Source organism: Nocardioides imazamoxiresistens (genome assembly GCF_032378595.1).
Taxonomy (GTDB): Bacteria; Actinomycetota; Actinomycetes; order Propionibacteriales; family Nocardioidaceae; genus Nocardioides; species Nocardioides imazamoxiresistens.
In genome coordinates this window covers 572,816-589,021 of sequence record NZ_JAVYII010000001.1, presented here as the reverse complement: position 1 = coordinate 589,021, position 16,206 = coordinate 572,816, and the positions used below count along the sequence as shown (strand labels likewise).

The window sequence follows — 16,206 nt, the reverse complement described above, 5'->3', positions numbered from 1 at the left end:
CGGGGTGGCCCGATGATCTGCGTGCTCGTGGTCGGCGCGGGAGCCGCCTGGGAGCCGCCGGCGCTGAACGCCCTCAACGAGCGCTCCGACGTGACCGTCCTCAAGCGCTGCGTCGACGTCAACGACCTCCTCGCCGTCGCCACCCTCGGGCAGGCCGACGTCGCCGTGGTCGGGCTCGACGCCCCCGGGCTGGACGGCTCCGCGGTCGAGCACCTGCGGCGCCACCGGGTCCGCACGGTCGGCGTCGCCACCGACTCCGGCGAGTCCACCCGGGCCCGGGCCGCGCGGATCGGCATCCGCGCGGTCGCCCCGGCCGGCGACGTCGCCGCCCTCGTGGCGCTCGTCCAGGAGCCGCCGGCGGGACCGGTGACCACGCCGCGTACGCCCCTGCCTCCCGACCTCGGGGCCGCTCGCGGCGGCGACACCGCGGCCCGGCCCGCGCACGCCCAGCGCAGCGGGGGCGCCGACGTCGCCGCGCCGCCCTGGACGCCGACGACGGTGGCCGTGTGGGGCCCGGCGGGTGCGCCGGGACGCACGACGACGGCCGTCGGCCTGGCGGCCGCGCTCGGGCGCCGCGGCGAGCCGACCCTGCTCGTCGACGCGGACCCGTGGGGTGGCGCGGTCGCGCAGCAGCTCGGCGTCGTCGACGACGTCTCCGGGCTCCTGCAGGTCGCGCGCAGCGCGGCGGCCGGCGACCTGGCCCGCGGCTGGACGGCCGCGGTGCGACGCCTGGAGCGCCACCTGCACGTGCTCTCCGGCCTGCCGCGACCGGAGCGGTGGGACGAGGTCGAGCCCCAGGTGCTGGAGGACCTGATCGCCGCCGCCCGCCACGCCGGTCACGTCGTGGTCGACACCGGGTTCTCGCTCGAGACCGACGAGACGGCGGCGATCGCCGGGCGCCCGGAGCGCAACGGCCTGACGCTGGCCGCCCTCGAGAGGGCCGACGTGGTCGTCGCGGTGGGCACGGCCGACCCCGTGGGCCTGGCCCGGCTGACGCGCGGGCTGGCGGAGCTGCGCGAGCTCTCCCCGACGCGGCTGCACGTCGTGGTCAACCGCGCCCGCTCGAGCCTCGGCTGGTCGACGGCGCAGGTGCACGGCCTCGTCGCCGAGGTCGCCGGCGACGTCGGGGTCCACTTCCTGCCCGACGACCAGGGCGCGGTGGACCGCGCCCTCGTCACCGGGCGGCACGTGCTCGACGGTCCGGACGGTCCGCTGGTGCGGGCGCTGGTGGAGCTCGCCGCCGCGGTCGTGCCGTCGAGCGGCCGGGTGCCGACGGACGGGCGCCGCGGCGCCCGGCTCAGGAGGCGAACAGCAGGTACAGCCCGCCGGCGGTGAGCGTCACCATCAGCGCCAGCATCGGCAGCTGGCCGACCAGCTGGTGGCGCCGCGGCAGCAGCGCCAGCGACCGGTCGTGGGCGGCGACGGCGGCCAGGATGTGGCCGAGCACGACGCCACCGACCTGGATCGCTGCCAGCGCGTTGATGTTGGCGGTCAGGAAGTAGGCCGGTTCGAGGCCGGCTGTGCCCAGCAGGTTCGAGCCGTCCACGAGCGGGTCGCTCATGTAGACGACGACCTGCTGGCCGAACTCGAAGAGGTACGTCGCGTAGTGCGCCGCGACGTAGCCGACGATGATCGGCACGATCGACGGCGCCAGCCGCCCGGGCAGCGCGCGCCGCGGCACCTCGCCGACCGCCGGGGTCGCCATCGAGGCCAGGCTCAGCAGGATGCCGACGGCCAGCACCATCGCGAGCATGGTGCCGTTGAAGAGCAGGTGGGCGTCGATCGTGTCGGCGGTGTTGTTGACGAACCGGGCGAAGTCGACCGACTCGCGGAAGGAGTCGTAGGCCGTGCTGCCGAACAGCACCGCCACGAGCGCCACGATCCCGGGTGCCGGCGCCAGCGTCGCCAGGTTGGCCAGCGGGCTGCGGGCCACCAGCGTCCCGTGCTCGTCGCGGCCCCAGACGGAGACGTGGGCGACCAGGGTCGAGTACGCCTCGAACGGGTCGGCCTTCTCGAAGAACTCCTCGCCGAACAGCGCGCCGCCGACCAGCATGACCATCAGGTAGACCGCGAGCCACAGGCGTACCGACGAGGTCTGCACCCCGGAGTCCGCGACGAGCTCGAGCCACACGAAGGCGTACAGGCCCAGCGCCGCCGGCCAGTAGCCCAGCCACGGCGGCAGGTCGCGGGCTCCGTGGACCGGGTCGGTGCGCGCCAGCCGGGCCAGCAGCGCGTGCACGGCCCGGACGGGGCTGACCGCGCGGTAGAAGCGCCCGAACAGCAGCGACATCGGCACGATGCCGACCCACAGCAGCACGTAGAACATGCCGAGGCCGGGGTTGACGGCGAGGTCGGGGCCGGCGACGAGGGCGAACAGCATGTACGCGAAGAACACGACGCCGAGGCCGCGCAGGACGCCGCGGGAGGCGGGGTGGTCCACGACGGCGCCGATCCGGGCCACGGCGTCGGGGCGCCAGGGGGCCTTGCGGGTCGTGCCCGGCTCGGGCCCGTCGTAGCGGGGCGAGCGCCACGCCACCGCGAGCACCACGAAGGAGGCCGCGAGCGCCAGCACCGACCCGATGACGAGGGCCTCGAAGGGGATGGGGAGGTCGGCGCGCGACCCGAGGCTGCTGTGGGCGAGCGTGACCTCGCGGGAGGTGCTGCTCAACGGACGACGAGCTGGACGAGCGTGCGGTCGGGGTCGTGGGTCTCGACCGTGACGCTGGCCGGCTCGTCGAACGTCACCTCGTGCTCGGAGGAGCCGGGCTCGATGGCCCAGCTGAACTCGGGCGTCGCGTGGCCGTGGATCTCGGTCGTGGTGTCGGAGGTGACGCGGAAGACGATCTGCTGGCCGATCTCGGCCTCGACCCGCTCGGCGTTGGGGGTGACCTGACCGCCCTCGATGGTCACGTCGACGACCAGCGCGTCGGGGGAGACGGTGACCTCGCCGGTGTCGGAGGTCGGGCTGCCCGAGCTGTCCGCGCCGGCGGTGGCACCGTCGTTGCCGGAGCCGTCGCCGTCGTCCGCGGTGCCCCCGCAGGCCGCGGCGGCGCCGAGCACGAGGGCGAGGAGGGCGGCGGTCCCGGCACGGGGGGCACGGCGGTCGAGCATGGCTTCGGTCACTCCTGGGTGGGGGCGGGGCTCTCTGACACAATCGGCGCGGGCGCCGCTGGGTCATCGGACGTCACTGCGAGGTTACGGACCCGGGTCGAGCCACGGCGAGGGAGGTGGGGGAGTCATGGCCGAGCGTCTGCGCTCCCGCGACATGGCGATCCTGGCGACCGACTCGGTCGCCACGCCGCTGCACAACGCGACGCTGGAGATCTTCGATCCCGGCGACTCGACCTTCTCCCACCAGCGGCTGGTCGACCTGATCAGCGACCGGATCGCGTTCGTCCCGCGCTACCGCCAGCGGCTGCTGTCCGTGCCGGCGCACCTCGCCAACCCGATCTGGGTCGACGACCCCCGCTTCGACCTCGGCTTCCACGTGCGGCGCGCCGCGATCCCCGGCCCCGGCGGTCTCGACCAGCTGCTCGAGCTCGTCGCCCGCGTCGTGTCCCGGCCGCTGGACCGCACGCGACCGCTGTGGGAGATGTACGTCGTCGAGGGCCTGCGCGACGGCCGGGTCGCCCTGCTGTCCAAGTCCCACCAGATCCTGGTCGACGGTGTCGAGACCGTCGACATCGGCCAGGTGCTGCTCGACGTGTCGGCGACGCCGAAGGTCACCGGCCACGACGAGTGGGCCCCGCGGCGCCGCCCCGGCGACCCGGCACTGCTCGCGGACGCCGTGCGCGAGTCGCTCACGACGCCCGCGACGCTGCTCGCGACCGGGCGTACGCTCGGGCACGCCGCCGGCCGCCGCACCCTCGAGCTGCGCCGGCGCCTGACCACGGTCGCCGGCCCGCTGGCCCGCCTGGCGGGCCCGCTGGCCGCCCCGGCGCCGGCCGCGGAGTCCCCGCTGACCCCCGCGCGGGTCTCCCAGCAGCGGCGGGTGGCGGGTGTGCGCACCAGCCTCGCCGACCACCGCACCGTGCGCGACGCCCACGGCGGCACGCTGCACGACGTCATCCTGGCCACCGTCACGGGCGCGCTGCGCACCTGGATGCTGGCGCAGGACCGGCGCATCGGGGCGCAGGCCCGGGTGCGGGCGCTGGTGCCGATGTCGGTCATCGACGACGAGCTCGAGGCCACCTCGCTCGGCACGCAGATCCAGGGCCACCTCGTCGACCTGCCGATCGGGGAGACCAGCCCCGTCGTGCGCCTGCACCAGGTGTCCTACTCCTTCCGCGCCCACGGCGAGACCGGTCGCGCCGTGGCGGCCAACCGGCTCGCGGGCATCGCGGGCTTCGCGCCGACCACCTTCCACGCGCTGGGCTCGCGGGTCGCGCTCGGCGAGATGGTCGCGCGCCGCTTCGAGCTGACGGTCACGAACGTCCCGGGTCCGCAGTTCCCGCTCTACGCGGCCGGCGCGCGCATGGAGGAGAGCTACCCGGTCCCGCCGCTGCTGCCGCGCCACGCGCTCGCGATCGGCGTGACCTCCTACGACGGGCACGTCCACTACGGCATCACCGCCGACCGCGATGCGGTCGAGGACGTCGCGGTGCTCGCGGCCGGCATCACCGAGGCCCTCGACGAGCTGCTCGACACGGCCACCCCCGCGCGCGGCCGGGCCGCCCGCCGCGCCCCCGAGACCCCCACCGGCTCCGGGACGCGCCGCTCGCGCGGCCGCGGCCGGTCCGACCGCAACCCGGGAGGCCGCCCGTGAGCGTCCGCGTCTACGTGCCCGTCACCTCCTCCGGTCTCGCCGCCGTCGTCGCCGACGGCCGCCTCGCCGGCCCCTTCCGCGCGCACGCCGTCACCCCGGCGCTCGCCGAGGCGTGGCCCGAGGGCGAGGACGAGGAGTGGGAGTACGCGGCGCAGGCCGCGGCCGGCGTCGCCTCGTTGGCGGCCCGCGGCGAGGGCGACCGCCCGCGCCGGCTGGTGCTGGCCGTCGACGTGCCCGACGCGCAGCCCGCGGGCACCGACGACGAGCCGACGCTCGTCGAGGTCGCCGCCGACGTGCCGTGGAAGCGGATCGCGTCCGCGCACGTCGACGTCGCGGACCTGCCGGACGCCGTGGTCGCGGCCTACCTCGACCAGGACGCCGACGCCGACCTGCCCGACGAGGTGGACGGCGTCGAGATCGACCACGACCTCGCGTGGTTCGCCACGCAGGAGATCCGGGCGTACGCCGACGGGCTCTGAGGGTTTCCGCACGCGTCGACCGGGGCAGCCGGGCCGGAGCGCAGCCGGGCCCAGCCGGGCACGGCCGGACACGGTCGGAGCACACCGGCGGCCGTCGACGAGGGGAACCCATGAGCTACGACCAGTACGTCCTGCCGGCCGAGCACAGCACGAGCCCGGAGGCCGCGCAGCGGCACCTCTCCGCGCAGGCGGGAGCGGCTCCGACGCCCGCCGCCGCCGAGGTGGCGACGCGGATCGGCGAGCGGTGCGGTGAGCACCTGTCCCTCACCCCGCTCACCGCCGAGGGCGACACGGTCGCCGTCCCCGTCGGCTTCCGCGGGGTGGAGGACGCCCGGGTCGCGGTGCACGAGGAGGCCCTGGCGGCGGGCTTCGGGGTGTACGACCCGCAGGTGGGCGTGGTCATCGACCCGCGCGAGGTGCTGCCCGGCACGCTGATCACCCAGGACGGCGAGCTCCCGACGCTCACCCGCCCCGCGGTCGCCCAGCTCGTCGGGCCCCTCGCTGTCGAGCGGTTCGTCGTCGTCACGACGGCGGACCCGCAGGTGTACGCCCAGACCTACCGCAACAGCGCCGACGACTGGACCGTCGAGCGGCGCGAGGGCGGGCCGGACGCGCACTTCGCCACGAGGGCGACCACGGCGGCGCAGGTCCACGAGCTGCTCGACGCGTGGCTGCGCGGCGACACCGACACCGTGACGGCCGTCGGGTGGGAGCGGCTGACCCTCTGAGGTGCGCCTCGCCTCCCGGGCGGTTGAGCGCCCCCACGCCGTCTGCGAGCATCGCGAGGTATGGACGCGATCAGCACGCCGCCCACCCCCGTCAACGAGCCGAACCTGACCTACGCGCCCGGCACGCCCGAACGGCTGGGGCTGCTGGAGGAGGTCGAGCGGCTCGAGTCCGCGCAGCGCGACCTGCCGGCGTACGTCGCGGGGTGGCGCGAGGGCACCGGCCCCGAGGTCCCCGTCGTGCAGCCGCACGACCACGGCCACGTGCTCGGCACCTTCCGGGGCGCCACGCGCGCCGACGCGGAGGCTGCCGTGGTCGCGGCCCGCGAGGCCGCGCCGGGGTGGCGGGCGCTGTCGTTCGACGACCGGGCCGCGGTGATCCTGCGGGCGGCCGAGCTGCTCGCCGGGCCCTGGCGCCAGCGGCTGAACGCGGCCACGGTGCTCGGGCAGTCGAAGACCGCGTTCCAGGCCGAGATCGACGCGGCGTGCGAGCTCATCGACTTCTGGCGCTTCAACGTGCACTACGGGCGCCAGATCCTGGCCGAGCAGCCGATCGCGAACTCGCGGGGCATCTGGAACCGCACCGACCACCGTCCGCTCGAGGGCTTCGTCTACGCGATCACGCCGTTCAACTTCACGGCCATCGCGGGCAACCTGCCGACCGCGCCGGCGCTGATGGGCAACACGGTGATCTGGAAGCCGTCGCCGACGCAGCAGCTGGCGGCCTCGCTGACGATGGAGCTGCTGACCGAGGCGGGCCTGCCGCCGGGCGTGATCTCGATGCTGCCCGGCGACGGCGCCGAGGTCTCGGACGTGCTGCTCCCGCACCCCGACCTCGCCGGCATCCACTTCACCGGCTCGACGGCCACCTTCCAGCACCTGTGGCGCAGCGTGGGGGACAACATCGGCGGCTACCGGGCCTACCCGCGGCTGGTCGGCGAGACCGGCGGCAAGGACTTCGTGCTCGCGCACCCGTCGGCCGACCCCGACGCGCTGCGCACCGCGCTCGTGCGGGGAGCCTTCGAGTTCCAGGGGCAGAAGTGCTCGGCGGCCTCGCGGGCGTACGTCCCGCGCTCGCTGTGGACGCGCATCCGCGAGCAGTTGGTGGCCGACGTCGACGGCCTGGCCATGGGCGACCCGACCGACCTGTCGAACTTCATGGGGGCGGTCATCGACGAGCGCTCGTTCGCGAAGCAGAAGGCGGCGATCGAGCGGGCGAAGGCGACCCCGGGTCTCGAGGTCGCGGCGGGCGGGACGTACGACGACTCGGTCGGCTGGTTCGTGCGGCCGACGGTCGTGGTGGCCGACGACCCGAGCGACGAGATGTTCCGCACCGAGTACTTCGGGCCCGTGCTCGCCGTGCACGTCTTCGAGGACGGCGACTTCGAGACGGTCGCGCGCCAGCTGGAGGGCTTCGCGCCGTACGCCCTGACCGGCGCGGTCTTCGCGCGCGACCAGCGGGTCGTCGCCTGGGCGGCCGAGGAGCTGCGCTTCGCGGCCGGCAACTTCTACGTCAACGACAAGCCCACGGGCGCCGTCGTCGGGCAGCAGCCGTTCGGCGGCGGCCGCGCCTCGGGCACCAACGACAAGGCGGGCGCGGCGTCGAACCTGCTGCGCTGGACGAGCCCCCGCTCGATCAAGGAGACCTTCGTCCCGCCCACCGACCACCGCTACCCCCACCAGGGCTGACCCCGTCGAGTTGGCGCGAGCGGCACGCTCAGCTCGTCGAGTTGGCTCGAACGGCACGGCTGACGACGTCGGGTGGAGGGCCCGCGCGGGTACGCCTCTCAGCCGGCGCCCTGCTTGTGCCCCTCGTGCCAGCTCGGCGCCGTGCTCGTGCCGTTCGTGCCAGCTCGGCGCGGGCGTCAGTGCGCGGCGAGCCACTCCCGGCCGGCGCGGTTCTCGGCCTTGAGCGCCTTGACGAGCAGGTCGCCGATGAGGCCCTCGATCTTGCCGCCGACGAGCGGGATCGAGACCTTGACCTCGAGGTCGACCGTCTCGGTGGTCGTCGTGCCGTCGGAGGTCAGGCGGGCCGTGCCCTTCATGTCCCCGGGCTTGCCCGGGATGGTGACGTGCACGTCGGCGGTGTCGCCCTTCCAGTTCTCGCGCTGGTCGATCACGATCTCGTCGCCGACGAACTTCTTGGCGAAGGACGGGATGCCGGAGGCCGGCTGCACGGTCTCGAGGTGCACGGTCGTGCCCTCGATCTCCACCGTGGAGCGGATCGCCCGCTGCTGAGCCGCCACCGACTCCCGGAACCCGGGGTCGAGGAGCATCGCGCGCACCGTCTCGATCGGTGCCTCGTAGGTCAGCTGGTGCGTGATCCGCTTGGCCATGAATCCTCCGTCCGGCGGGGTCCGCGGGGCTCGGTCGCCCCGCGCGGACGCCATCATGGCGCATCGGACCGAACCCCCGGCACCAGCCTTGTGGCCGTCAGGCGCGCACCCTAGGGTCGAGGTCGTGGCGACGACGCTGGACGGCAGGGACCTGGACCGCAGCAAGTCCGACCTGGTGGCCGAGGCCGCCACGCACGCGAGGAGCAGACCCGACGTGCTCGGCGGGCCGGAACGGACGGCCGACGTGAGCGCGCTGCTGGCGGCGTACTTCCGCCACGTCGCCCCCGAGGACATCCTCGACCGCACGCCGGTCGACGTGTTCGGCGCGGCCGCCTCCCACCACCGGGCCGGCGCGACCCGTCTCCCGGGCGAGACCGTGGTGCGGATCGCCACGCCGTCGGTCGCCGACGACGGCTGGACCGCCGAGGGCCACACGGTGGTCGAGGTCGTCACCGACGACATGCCGTTCCTCGTCGACTCGGTGACGATGGAGCTCGACCGCCAGGGCCGCGACGTGCACGTCGTGCTGCACCCGCGCTTCGAGGTCCGCCGCGACGCCGACGGTGCGCTGCTGGACGTACGCCCGGTGGCCGAGGGCGCCGTGGGCCGCCACGACGAGCCGGAGCAGACCGACGACGACGTGACCACGGCCCGCGAGTCGTGGATGCACGTCGAGATCGGCCGGCTCTCCGACGACCCCGAGGACGCCCCCGAGGTGATCGAGGAGTCGCTGCGCAAGGTGCTCGCCGACGTCCGGGCGGCGGTCGACGACTGGAAGCCGATGCGCGCTGCGGTCGAGGGCATCGCCACCGACCTCGCGGAGCGTCCCGAAGAGGTGGCCCCGGGCATCGACGCCGCGACGGTGCGGCGCGGGGCCGACCTGCTGGCCTGGCTCGCCGACGACCACTTCACGCTGCTCGGTTACCGCGAGTACCGGCTCGTCCCCGACGGCGGAGCGGAGGCGGACGGGGCGGACGGCGGGAACGCCGAGGACCTCCTCGAGGCCGTGCCCGGCACCGGCCTGGGCATCCTGCGCCAGGCGCCGGGCGGCCCCACCGACGCCAGCCGGCTCACCCCGGAGGTGCGCGCGAGGCTGCGCGACCCCGAGCTGCTGGTCCTGGCCAAGGCCAACTCGCGCTCGACCGTGCACCGCCCGGCCTACCTCGACTACGTCGGCGTGAAGACCTTCGGCCCCGACGGCGAGGTCACCGGGGAGCGGCGCATCCTCGGCCTGTTCTCGTCGGCGGCCTACACGGAGTCGCTGACCCGGATCCCGCTGGTGCGCGACAAGGCCGCCGCGGTGATGGAGCGGCTGGGTTACGACCAGAAAAGCCACGCCGGCAAGAACCTCCTCGACACCCTGGAGAACCTGCCGCGCGACGAGCTCTTCCAGACCTCGGTCGACGACCTGACCCCGATCGCGGAGGCGGTGACGTACGCCCGCGAGCGTCGCCGCCAGCTGCGCCTGTTCGTGCGCCGCGACACCTACGGCCGCTACCTCTCGGTGCTCGTCTACCTGCCGCACGACCGCTACTCGACCGCGGTGCGCGAGCGGTTCACCGCGGTCCTGCGCGACCGGCTGCACTCGGACGCGATCGAGTACGCGGTGCGCCTGTCCGACTCCGCGATGGTGCGCGTGCACTTCGTGGTGCGGCCCCGCACCGGCCTGGGCATCGAGGAGGCGACCCGCGGCTTCGTCGCCGACCTCGAGCACCGCTTCGACGAGGCGGCGCGCTCGTGGCGCGACGACCTGCGCGCGGCCCTGATCGCCGAGCACGGCGAGGTCGACGGGGCGCGGCTGGCGCGGGCGTACGCGGGCGCGTTCCCCGAGGCGTACAAGGAGGACTTCGACACCCGGGTCGCGGCGGCCGACGTCGGCCGCCTCGAGCAGGTACGCGCGTCCGGTGACGGCGCCCAGGGCATCGACGCGAGCCTGCACCGGCCGGTGGGCGCCGCCCGCGGCGAGGCGATGCTGAAGATCTTCCGCGTCGGTCCGCCGCTCTCGCTCTCGAGCGTGCTGCCGATGATCTCCTCGATGGGCGTCGAGGTGCTCGACGAGCGCCCGTACACCCTGGAGGGGCTCGACGAGCCGACCCACGTCTACGAGTTCGCCCTGCGCGTCGACGGCGAGGTCTCCGCCGAGAGCCGCGACCTGTTCGCCGGCGCGCTGCGCGCGGTCTGGGACGACCGGGCCGAGGTGGACCCGTTCAACGTGCTCGTGCTGCGCGCGGGCCTGACGTGGCGCCAGGTCAGCGTGCTGCGGGCCTACGGCCGCTACATGCGCCAGGGCTCCTCGCCGTTCTCGACCTCCACGATGGCCGCCGCGCTCGCCGCGAACGTGGACATCACCCGCGCGCTGCTGGCGCTGTTCGAGGCCCGCTTCGACCCGGACCTGCACGTCGACGACCCCGAGGGTCGCGAGGCGGCGCAGGAGGAGCTGGCCGAGCGGATCCGGGGCGCGCTCGACGAGGTCGAGAGCCTCGACCACGACCGGATCCTGCGGGCGTACCTCACCCACGTCCGCGCGAGCCTGCGCACCAGCTACTTCCAGCGCGCCGACTCGGGCGCCACGCGCGCCCACCTGGCGCTGAAGCTCCAGCCCTCGGCGATCCCGGACCTCCCGGCCCCGCGGCCGACGTTCGAGATCTTCGTCTACTCGCCCCGCGTCGAGGGCGTGCACCTGCGCTTCGGCGCGGTCGCGCGCGGCGGCCTGCGCTGGTCGGACCGGCGCGACGACTTCCGCACCGAGATCCTGGGCCTGGTCAAGGCGCAGATGGTGAAGAACACCGTGATCGTGCCGGTGGGCGCGAAGGGCGGCTTCTACGCCAAGCGCCTGCCGCCGGTCGACCCCTCGCGCCCCGCCGACCGCGAGGCGTGGCTGGCGGAGGGGGTGGCGGCGTACCGCACCTTCATCTCCGGCCTGCTCGACGTCACCGACAACCTGGTGGAGGGCCCGGAGGGCCGCGAGGTCGTGCCCCCGCAGCGGGTGGTGCGCCACGACGGCGACGACACCTACCTCGTCGTGGCCGCCGACAAGGGCACCGCGACGTTCTCCGACATCGCCAACCAGCTCTCGGCCGACTACGGCTTCTGGCTCGGCGACGCGTTCGCCTCGGGCGGATCGGTCGGCTACGACCACAAGGCGATGGGGATCACGGCGCGCGGCGCCTGGGTCTCGGTGCGCCGCCACTTCCGCGAGCTCGGCCTCGACACCCAGGCCGAGGAGTTCACGGTCGCGGGCATCGGCGACATGTCCGGCGACGTGTTCGGCAACGGCATGCTGTGCTCGCCGCACATCCGGCTGGTCGCGGCGTTCGACCACCGCGACATCTTCCTCGACCCCGACCCGGACCCCGCGGCGTCGTTCGCGGAGCGGCAGCGGCTCTTCGACCTGCCGCGCTCGTCGTGGCGCGACTACGACACCGCCCTCATCTCCGAGGGCGGCGGCGTGCACTCGCGCTCGGCGAAGTCCGTGCCGGTGACCGAGCAGGTACGCCGCGTGCTCGGTCTCGCCGACGACGTCACCGCCCTGCCCCCCAACGACCTGCTCCGCGCGATCCTGCGCGCGCCGGTCGACCTGCTGTGGAACGGCGGGATCGGCACCTACGTGAAGTCCTCGCGGGAGACGCACGCGGACGTCGGCGACAAGGCCAACGACGTGATCCGGGTGGACGGCGCCGACCTGCGCGCCCGGGTGGTCGCGGAGGGCGGCAACCTGGGTCTGACCCAGCTGGGCCGGGTGGAGTACTCCGAGACCGGCGGGCGGATCAACACCGACTTCATCGACAACTCCGCGGGCGTCGACACCTCCGACCGCGAGGTCAACATCAAGATCCTGCTCGACCGGGTGGTCGCCGCCGGCGACCTGACGGGCAAGCAGCGCAACGAGCTGCTGGCCTCGATGACCGACGAGGTCGCCTCGCTCGTGCTGCACGACAACTACGAGCAGAACCTCGCGCTGGCGAACGCGGTGACGAACGCGCCGAGCCTGCTGCACGTGCACGAGTCGTGGATGCGGCACCTCGAGTCCGAGGGGATCATCGACCGCACGCTCGAGGCCCTGCCGAGCCGCGCCGAGGTGCGGCGCCGGCTGGAGGAGGGGGAGGGGCTGCGGCTCCCGGAGCTCTCCGTGCTGCTGAGCTGGACCAAGATCGTGCTGGCCGACGTGCTGCTGGCCACCGACCTGCCGGACGACCCGTACCTGCGGGGGCTGCTCTACGGCTACTTCCCGACCCCGATGCGGCACCGGTTCCGCGAGCAGATGGACGCGCACCCGCTGCGCCGCGAGATCGTCGTGACCGAGGTCGTGAACCGGCTGGTCAACACGGCCGGCATGACGTTCTGGGCGCGGCTGGCCGAGGAGACCGGGGCCAGTGCGGACGAGCTGGCCCGGGCCCGCTTCGTGGCCGACGAGATCTTCGGCGCCGCCGAGCTGCGCGAGGAGATCGCCTCCTACGACAACCGGATCTCCGCGACCGCGCAGGGCCGGATGCGGATCGAGCTGCGCACGCTGGTGGAGCGCGCCGCGCGCTGGCTGGTGCTGCGGCGCTCCGAGACCGACGCCGAGGGGGTCGTCGACTTCTTCGGCGTGCGCATCCAGCAGGTGCTGCGGGCCGAGGTCGGCATCGCCGGGCTGCTGAGCGGACGCGACCTGGAGGCGTACGAGGCCCGGCGCGCGTCCTACGTCGAGGACGGCGTGCCCGAGGAGCTCGCGGCGCGGGTCGCGGCGCTGCCGCCGTCCTACGCCCTGCTCTCGGCGGTCGAGACGGCCGCGCGGCACGAGGGCGTCGAGACCGAGACGGTGGCCCGGGTGCACTTCGCGCTGGGGGAGCGGCTGGGCCTGTCGAGCCTGCTGGCGCGGATCCTGGTCCTGCCGCGCACGGACCGCTGGCAGCAGGCGGCGCGGGCCGCCCTGCGCGACGACCTGCACGCCGTGCACGCCCAGCTGACCGCGCAGGTCGTCGACGCGACCTCCGCCGACGATCCCGCGCCGGCGCGGGTCGCGGCGTGGGAGGAGACGCAGGCGGCGGTCGTGGCCCGGGCCGCGACGGTCCTGGAGGAGGTCTGCACCGAGGAGGCCGACCTCGCCCGGGTCTCGGTCGGCATGCGGGTCGTGCGCGGACTGGCCGCGGCCCCGGACTCGCCGATCTGAGGCGGCCGGGCGGAGGGCCTCAGCGTCCGGTGAAGCGCGGCGGGCGGCGGGCCACGAACGCCGCCATCCCCTCGGCCGCGTCGGCCGTGCCGAGGAGCGCCAGCTGACCGAGGTTCTCCCGGTCGAGGGCGTCCTCGAGCGCGCCCAGCGTGGCCGCGTTGACGGCCTTCTTGGCGGCGCTGTGGGCCAGCGGAGCCCCGGCGAGGAGGCCGGTGGTCACGGCTGCGAGCGTCGTCTCGTACGCCCCCGGCTCCGCGAGGTGGCTGACGAGCCCGGCGGCGTACGCCTCGCTCGCGCCGAGGCGCTCGCCCGTCAGCGCCAGGCGCATCGCCCGGGGCCGGCCGATCGCCGCCGCGACGGTCGCCGTGGCGCCGCCGTCGGGCATCAGGCCGATCTTCGCGAAGGCCAGGGCGAAGGACGCCTCGGCCGCCACGACCTGCAGGTCGCACGCGAACGCCAGGGAGGCGCCCACCCCGGCGGCCACGCCGTTCACCGCGGCCACGACGGGCTTGTCGAGCGCGACCACGGCGCGTACCAGCCGGTTCGCCCGCTCGACCGCCTGCCGGTCGAAGGAGGCGACCGGGTCGTCGCCGGCCACCGTGGCGCCCGAGCTGAACGCCGGCCCGGTGCCCGTCAGCACCACCACGCGCACGTCGTCGCGCCCGCGGCAGCGCTCGAGGGTGGCCGAGCAGGCCTCGACGACCGCGGCGTCGAGGCCGTTGTAGGTCTCGGGGCGGTCGAACCGCACCCGCAGCAGCCCGGCGTCGAGGGTGATCTCGACGCCGGGCGCCCCGGTGGCCCAGGCCGGCGGCCCGGCGGCCTCAGACGAGCTGGGCACCGGCGTCGCGCATGGCCGAGTACGCGGTGTCCACGGTCGCCGGGGCGACGCCCACCGCGAGGTCGGTGAGGACCCGGACGGAGAACTCCTCGCGCAGCGCGTCGAGCACGGTGGCGCGCACGCAGTGGTCGGTGGCGATGCCGCAGACGTCGACCTCGTCGACGCCGCGCGAGCGCAGCCACTGGGCCAGCGTGGCGCCGTCCTCGGCGGCGCCCTCGAAGCCGGAGTACGCGGCCTCGAACTGCCCCTTGAGGAACACGGCCTCGAACGCGTCGGTGCGCAGGTCGGGGTGGAACTCCTCCCCGCGCGTCCCGACCTCGCAGTGCACGGGCCAGGAGTCGACGAAGTCGGGCTCGTCCGACCAGTGCGAGCCGGGGTCGATGTGGTGGTCCTTGGTGGCGACGACGTGGTCGTAGCCGTGGTCGCCGGCCAGCAGCGCGGTGACGCCGGCGGCCACGCCGGCGCCGCCGGCGACGGCCAGCGAGCCGCCCTCGCAGAAGTCGTTCTGCACGTCGACGACGATGAGTGCGCGGGTCATGGGGTCCAGCCTTCCAGATCGGTGGGGAGGTTCGGTGGGTTCGCGTCGGGGCTCAGGCGCGGTCGGTCGCGGTCTCGTAGACGGTGGGCACGACGGGCTCGCCGCGGCTGAGCGAGCGGGCAGTAACGGGCAGCTCGGCCCGGGCGGCGGCGTGCCGCGCGCGGGCGTCCTCCAGGCTCTCGCGGCCGACGACCTCGCCGCCGAGCACCAGGTCGCGCTGCAGCAGCCGGTCCTCGGTGCCGGCCTCGGGGGTCGGGTCGGCGCCGACGGCGATCACCTCCGCGACGGCCGTGCCGTCCTGCAGGCGGCGTGCGGCGCGCTTCGAGCCGCCGACCGAGAGCTTGTTCGCGCTGCGCTTGGCGACCGGGACCATCGTGCCGTCGTCGGCCTCGCGGGCGACGAGCTTGTAGACGAACGCGCTCGTCGGGTGGCCCGAGCCGGTCACCAGCCGGGTGCCGACGCCGTAGCCGTCGACCGGCGCGGAGGCCAGCGACGCGATCGCGAACTCGTCGAGGTCGCTGGTGACGATGATCCGCGTGCCGGTGGCGCCCAGCGAGTCGAGCTGGCGGCGCACGTCGACCGCGAGCACGCCCAGGTCGCCGGAGTCGAGGCGTACGGCCCCGAGGTCGGTGCCCGCGACCTCGACGCCGAGGCGGACGGCCTCGGCCACGTCGTAGGTGTCGACCAGCAGGCTGGTGCCGACGCCGAGGCTGTCGACCTGCGCGCGGAACGCGTCGGCCTCGCTGTCGTGCAGCAGCGTGAACGCGTGGGCCGAGGTGCCCGTGCTGGGCACGCCGTAGCGGGCGCGGGCCGCCAGGTTGCTGGTGGCCTCGAACCCGGCGACGTACGCCGCCCGCGCGGCCGCCACGGCGGCCTCCTCGTGGGTGCGGCGCGAGCCCATCTCGATGCAGGGGCGGCCCTCGGCCACGCCGGTCATCCGCGACGCCGCGCCGGCGATCGCCGAGTCGTGGTTGTAGATGGAGAGCAGCACGGTCTCCAGCAGGACGGCCTCGGCGAAGGGCGCCTCGACCACCAGCAGCGGCGAGCCGGGGAAGTACGCCTCCCCCTCGCCGTAGCCGCGGACGTCGCCGGTGAACCGGAAGTCCGCGAGCCAGGCCAGCGTCGGCTCGTCGACGATCCGCTCGTCGGACAGGACGGCGAGCGTCGCGTCGTCGAAGTGGAAGCGCTCGATGGCGTCGAGGGCGCGGCCGACGCCGGCGACGACGCCGTAGCGACGGCCCTCGGGCAGCTTGCGCCCGAACAGCTCGAAGGTGGTGCGACGGTGCGCGGTGCCCGCTGCGAGCGCGGCCTGCAGCATCGTCAGCTCGTAGTGGTCCGTGAGGAGCGCCGTCGACCCCTGAGTAATAGTCATG

12 protein-coding genes are annotated in these 16,206 nt (G+C 74.8%); 6 read left to right on the top strand and 6 right to left on the bottom strand.

The window, feature by feature from the left end:
* Nucleotides 1-12 precede the first annotated feature (12 nt).
* Nucleotides 13-1,335, top strand: coding sequence for a CpaE/TadZ family protein (locus RDV89_RS02835; RefSeq protein ID WP_315731126.1), 1,323 nt, complete (start codon nt 13-15; stop codon nt 1,333-1,335).
* Here the strand turns inward: RDV89_RS02835 and RDV89_RS02830 are convergent.
* Both RDV89_RS02830 and RDV89_RS02825 read right to left on the bottom strand, forming a co-directional pair.
* A complete protein-coding gene (locus RDV89_RS02830; protein ID WP_315731124.1) occupies nt 1,298-2,668 on the bottom strand; it encodes a hypothetical protein in 1,371 nt (456 codons plus the stop codon). The genes RDV89_RS02835 and RDV89_RS02830 overlap by 38 nt on opposite strands.
* A complete protein-coding gene (locus RDV89_RS02825; RefSeq protein WP_315731122.1) occupies nt 2,665-3,111 on the bottom strand; it encodes a hypothetical protein in 447 nt (148 codons plus the stop codon). The genes RDV89_RS02830 and RDV89_RS02825 overlap by 4 nt, the downstream gene beginning before the upstream one ends.
* A gap of 127 nt (nt 3,112-3,238) precedes the next feature.
* Here RDV89_RS02825 and RDV89_RS02820 point away from each other — a divergent pair, with 127 nt between their 5' ends.
* From RDV89_RS02820 to pruA, 4 genes are all read left to right on the top strand, one after another.
* Nucleotides 3,239-4,765 carry a wax ester/triacylglycerol synthase family O-acyltransferase gene (locus RDV89_RS02820; RefSeq protein ID WP_315731120.1) on the top strand — a complete coding sequence of 509 codons (1,527 nt, stop codon included), beginning with the start codon at nt 3,239-3,241 and terminating at the stop codon, nt 4,763-4,765.
* Nucleotides 4,762-5,244, top strand: a complete 483-nt coding sequence (locus tag RDV89_RS02815) for a DUF6912 family protein (protein ID WP_315731118.1) — start codon at nt 4,762-4,764, stop codon at nt 5,242-5,244. The genes RDV89_RS02820 and RDV89_RS02815 overlap by 4 nt, the downstream gene beginning before the upstream one ends.
* A gap of 110 nt (nt 5,245-5,354) precedes the next feature.
* Nucleotides 5,355-5,972, top strand: coding sequence for a hypothetical protein (locus RDV89_RS02810; protein ID WP_315731117.1), 618 nt, complete (start codon nt 5,355-5,357; stop codon nt 5,970-5,972).
* 60 nt (nt 5,973-6,032) lie between these two features.
* A complete protein-coding gene (gene pruA, locus RDV89_RS02805; protein ID WP_315731115.1) occupies nt 6,033-7,658 on the top strand; it encodes an L-glutamate gamma-semialdehyde dehydrogenase in 1,626 nt (541 codons plus the stop codon).
* A gap of 176 nt (nt 7,659-7,834) precedes the next feature.
* Here the strand turns inward: pruA and RDV89_RS02800 are convergent, their stop codons facing one another.
* A complete protein-coding gene (locus tag RDV89_RS02800) occupies nt 7,835-8,305 on the bottom strand; it encodes a DUF2505 domain-containing protein (RefSeq protein WP_315731113.1) in 471 nt (156 codons plus the stop codon).
* Nucleotides 8,306-8,429: 124 nt separating this feature from the next.
* On the opposite strand from RDV89_RS02800, the gene RDV89_RS02795 reads away from it, so the two are divergent.
* Nucleotides 8,430-13,457 (top strand): NAD-glutamate dehydrogenase, encoded by a 5,028-nt coding sequence (locus RDV89_RS02795; protein WP_315731112.1) that lies wholly within the window; start codon nt 8,430-8,432, stop codon nt 13,455-13,457.
* 19 nt (nt 13,458-13,476) lie between these two features.
* Here the strand turns inward: RDV89_RS02795 and RDV89_RS02790 are convergent, their stop codons facing one another.
* The 3 genes from RDV89_RS02790 to RDV89_RS02780 are packed head-to-tail and all read right to left on the bottom strand — an operon-like array spanning nt 13,477 to nt 16,205.
* The gene (locus tag RDV89_RS02790) at nt 13,477-14,295 is read right to left on the bottom strand and encodes an enoyl-CoA hydratase-related protein (RefSeq protein WP_315731111.1); all 819 of its coding nucleotides are present in this window, start codon (nt 14,293-14,295) and stop codon (nt 13,477-13,479) included.
* Entirely contained in the window at nt 14,279-14,833 is a 555-nt protein-coding gene (locus RDV89_RS02785) for an isochorismatase family protein (protein ID WP_315731109.1), read from the bottom strand. The genes RDV89_RS02790 and RDV89_RS02785 overlap by 17 nt, the downstream gene beginning before the upstream one ends.
* Before the next feature lie 52 nt (nt 14,834-14,885).
* Nucleotides 14,886-16,205: a nicotinate phosphoribosyltransferase gene (locus tag RDV89_RS02780; protein WP_315731108.1), complete on the bottom strand. Its 1,320-nt coding sequence runs from the start codon at nt 16,203-16,205 to the stop codon at nt 14,886-14,888.
* Nucleotide 16,206 lies beyond the last annotated feature (1 nt).

Bases quoted from the DNA above. Each gene is read 5' to 3' on its own strand.
- RDV89_RS02810 (WP_315731117.1), top strand. From the start codon at position 5,355: ATGAGCTACGACCAGTACGTCCTGCCGGCCGAGCACAGCACGAGCCCG.
- RDV89_RS02780 (WP_315731108.1), bottom strand. From the start codon at position 16,205: ATGACTATTACTCAGGGGTCGACGGCGCTCCTCACGGACCACTACGAG.
- pruA (WP_315731115.1), top strand. From the start codon at position 6,033: ATGGACGCGATCAGCACGCCGCCCACCCCCGTCAACGAGCCGAACCTG.
- RDV89_RS02835 (WP_315731126.1), top strand. From the start codon at position 13: ATGATCTGCGTGCTCGTGGTCGGCGCGGGAGCCGCCTGGGAGCCGCCG.
- RDV89_RS02820 (WP_315731120.1), top strand. From the start codon at position 3,239: ATGGCCGAGCGTCTGCGCTCCCGCGACATGGCGATCCTGGCGACCGAC.
- RDV89_RS02785 (WP_315731109.1), bottom strand. From the start codon at position 14,833: ATGACCCGCGCACTCATCGTCGTCGACGTGCAGAACGACTTCTGCGAG.
- RDV89_RS02800 (WP_315731113.1), bottom strand. From the start codon at position 8,305: ATGGCCAAGCGGATCACGCACCAGCTGACCTACGAGGCACCGATCGAG.
- RDV89_RS02825 (WP_315731122.1), bottom strand. From the start codon at position 3,111: ATGCTCGACCGCCGTGCCCCCCGTGCCGGGACCGCCGCCCTCCTCGCC.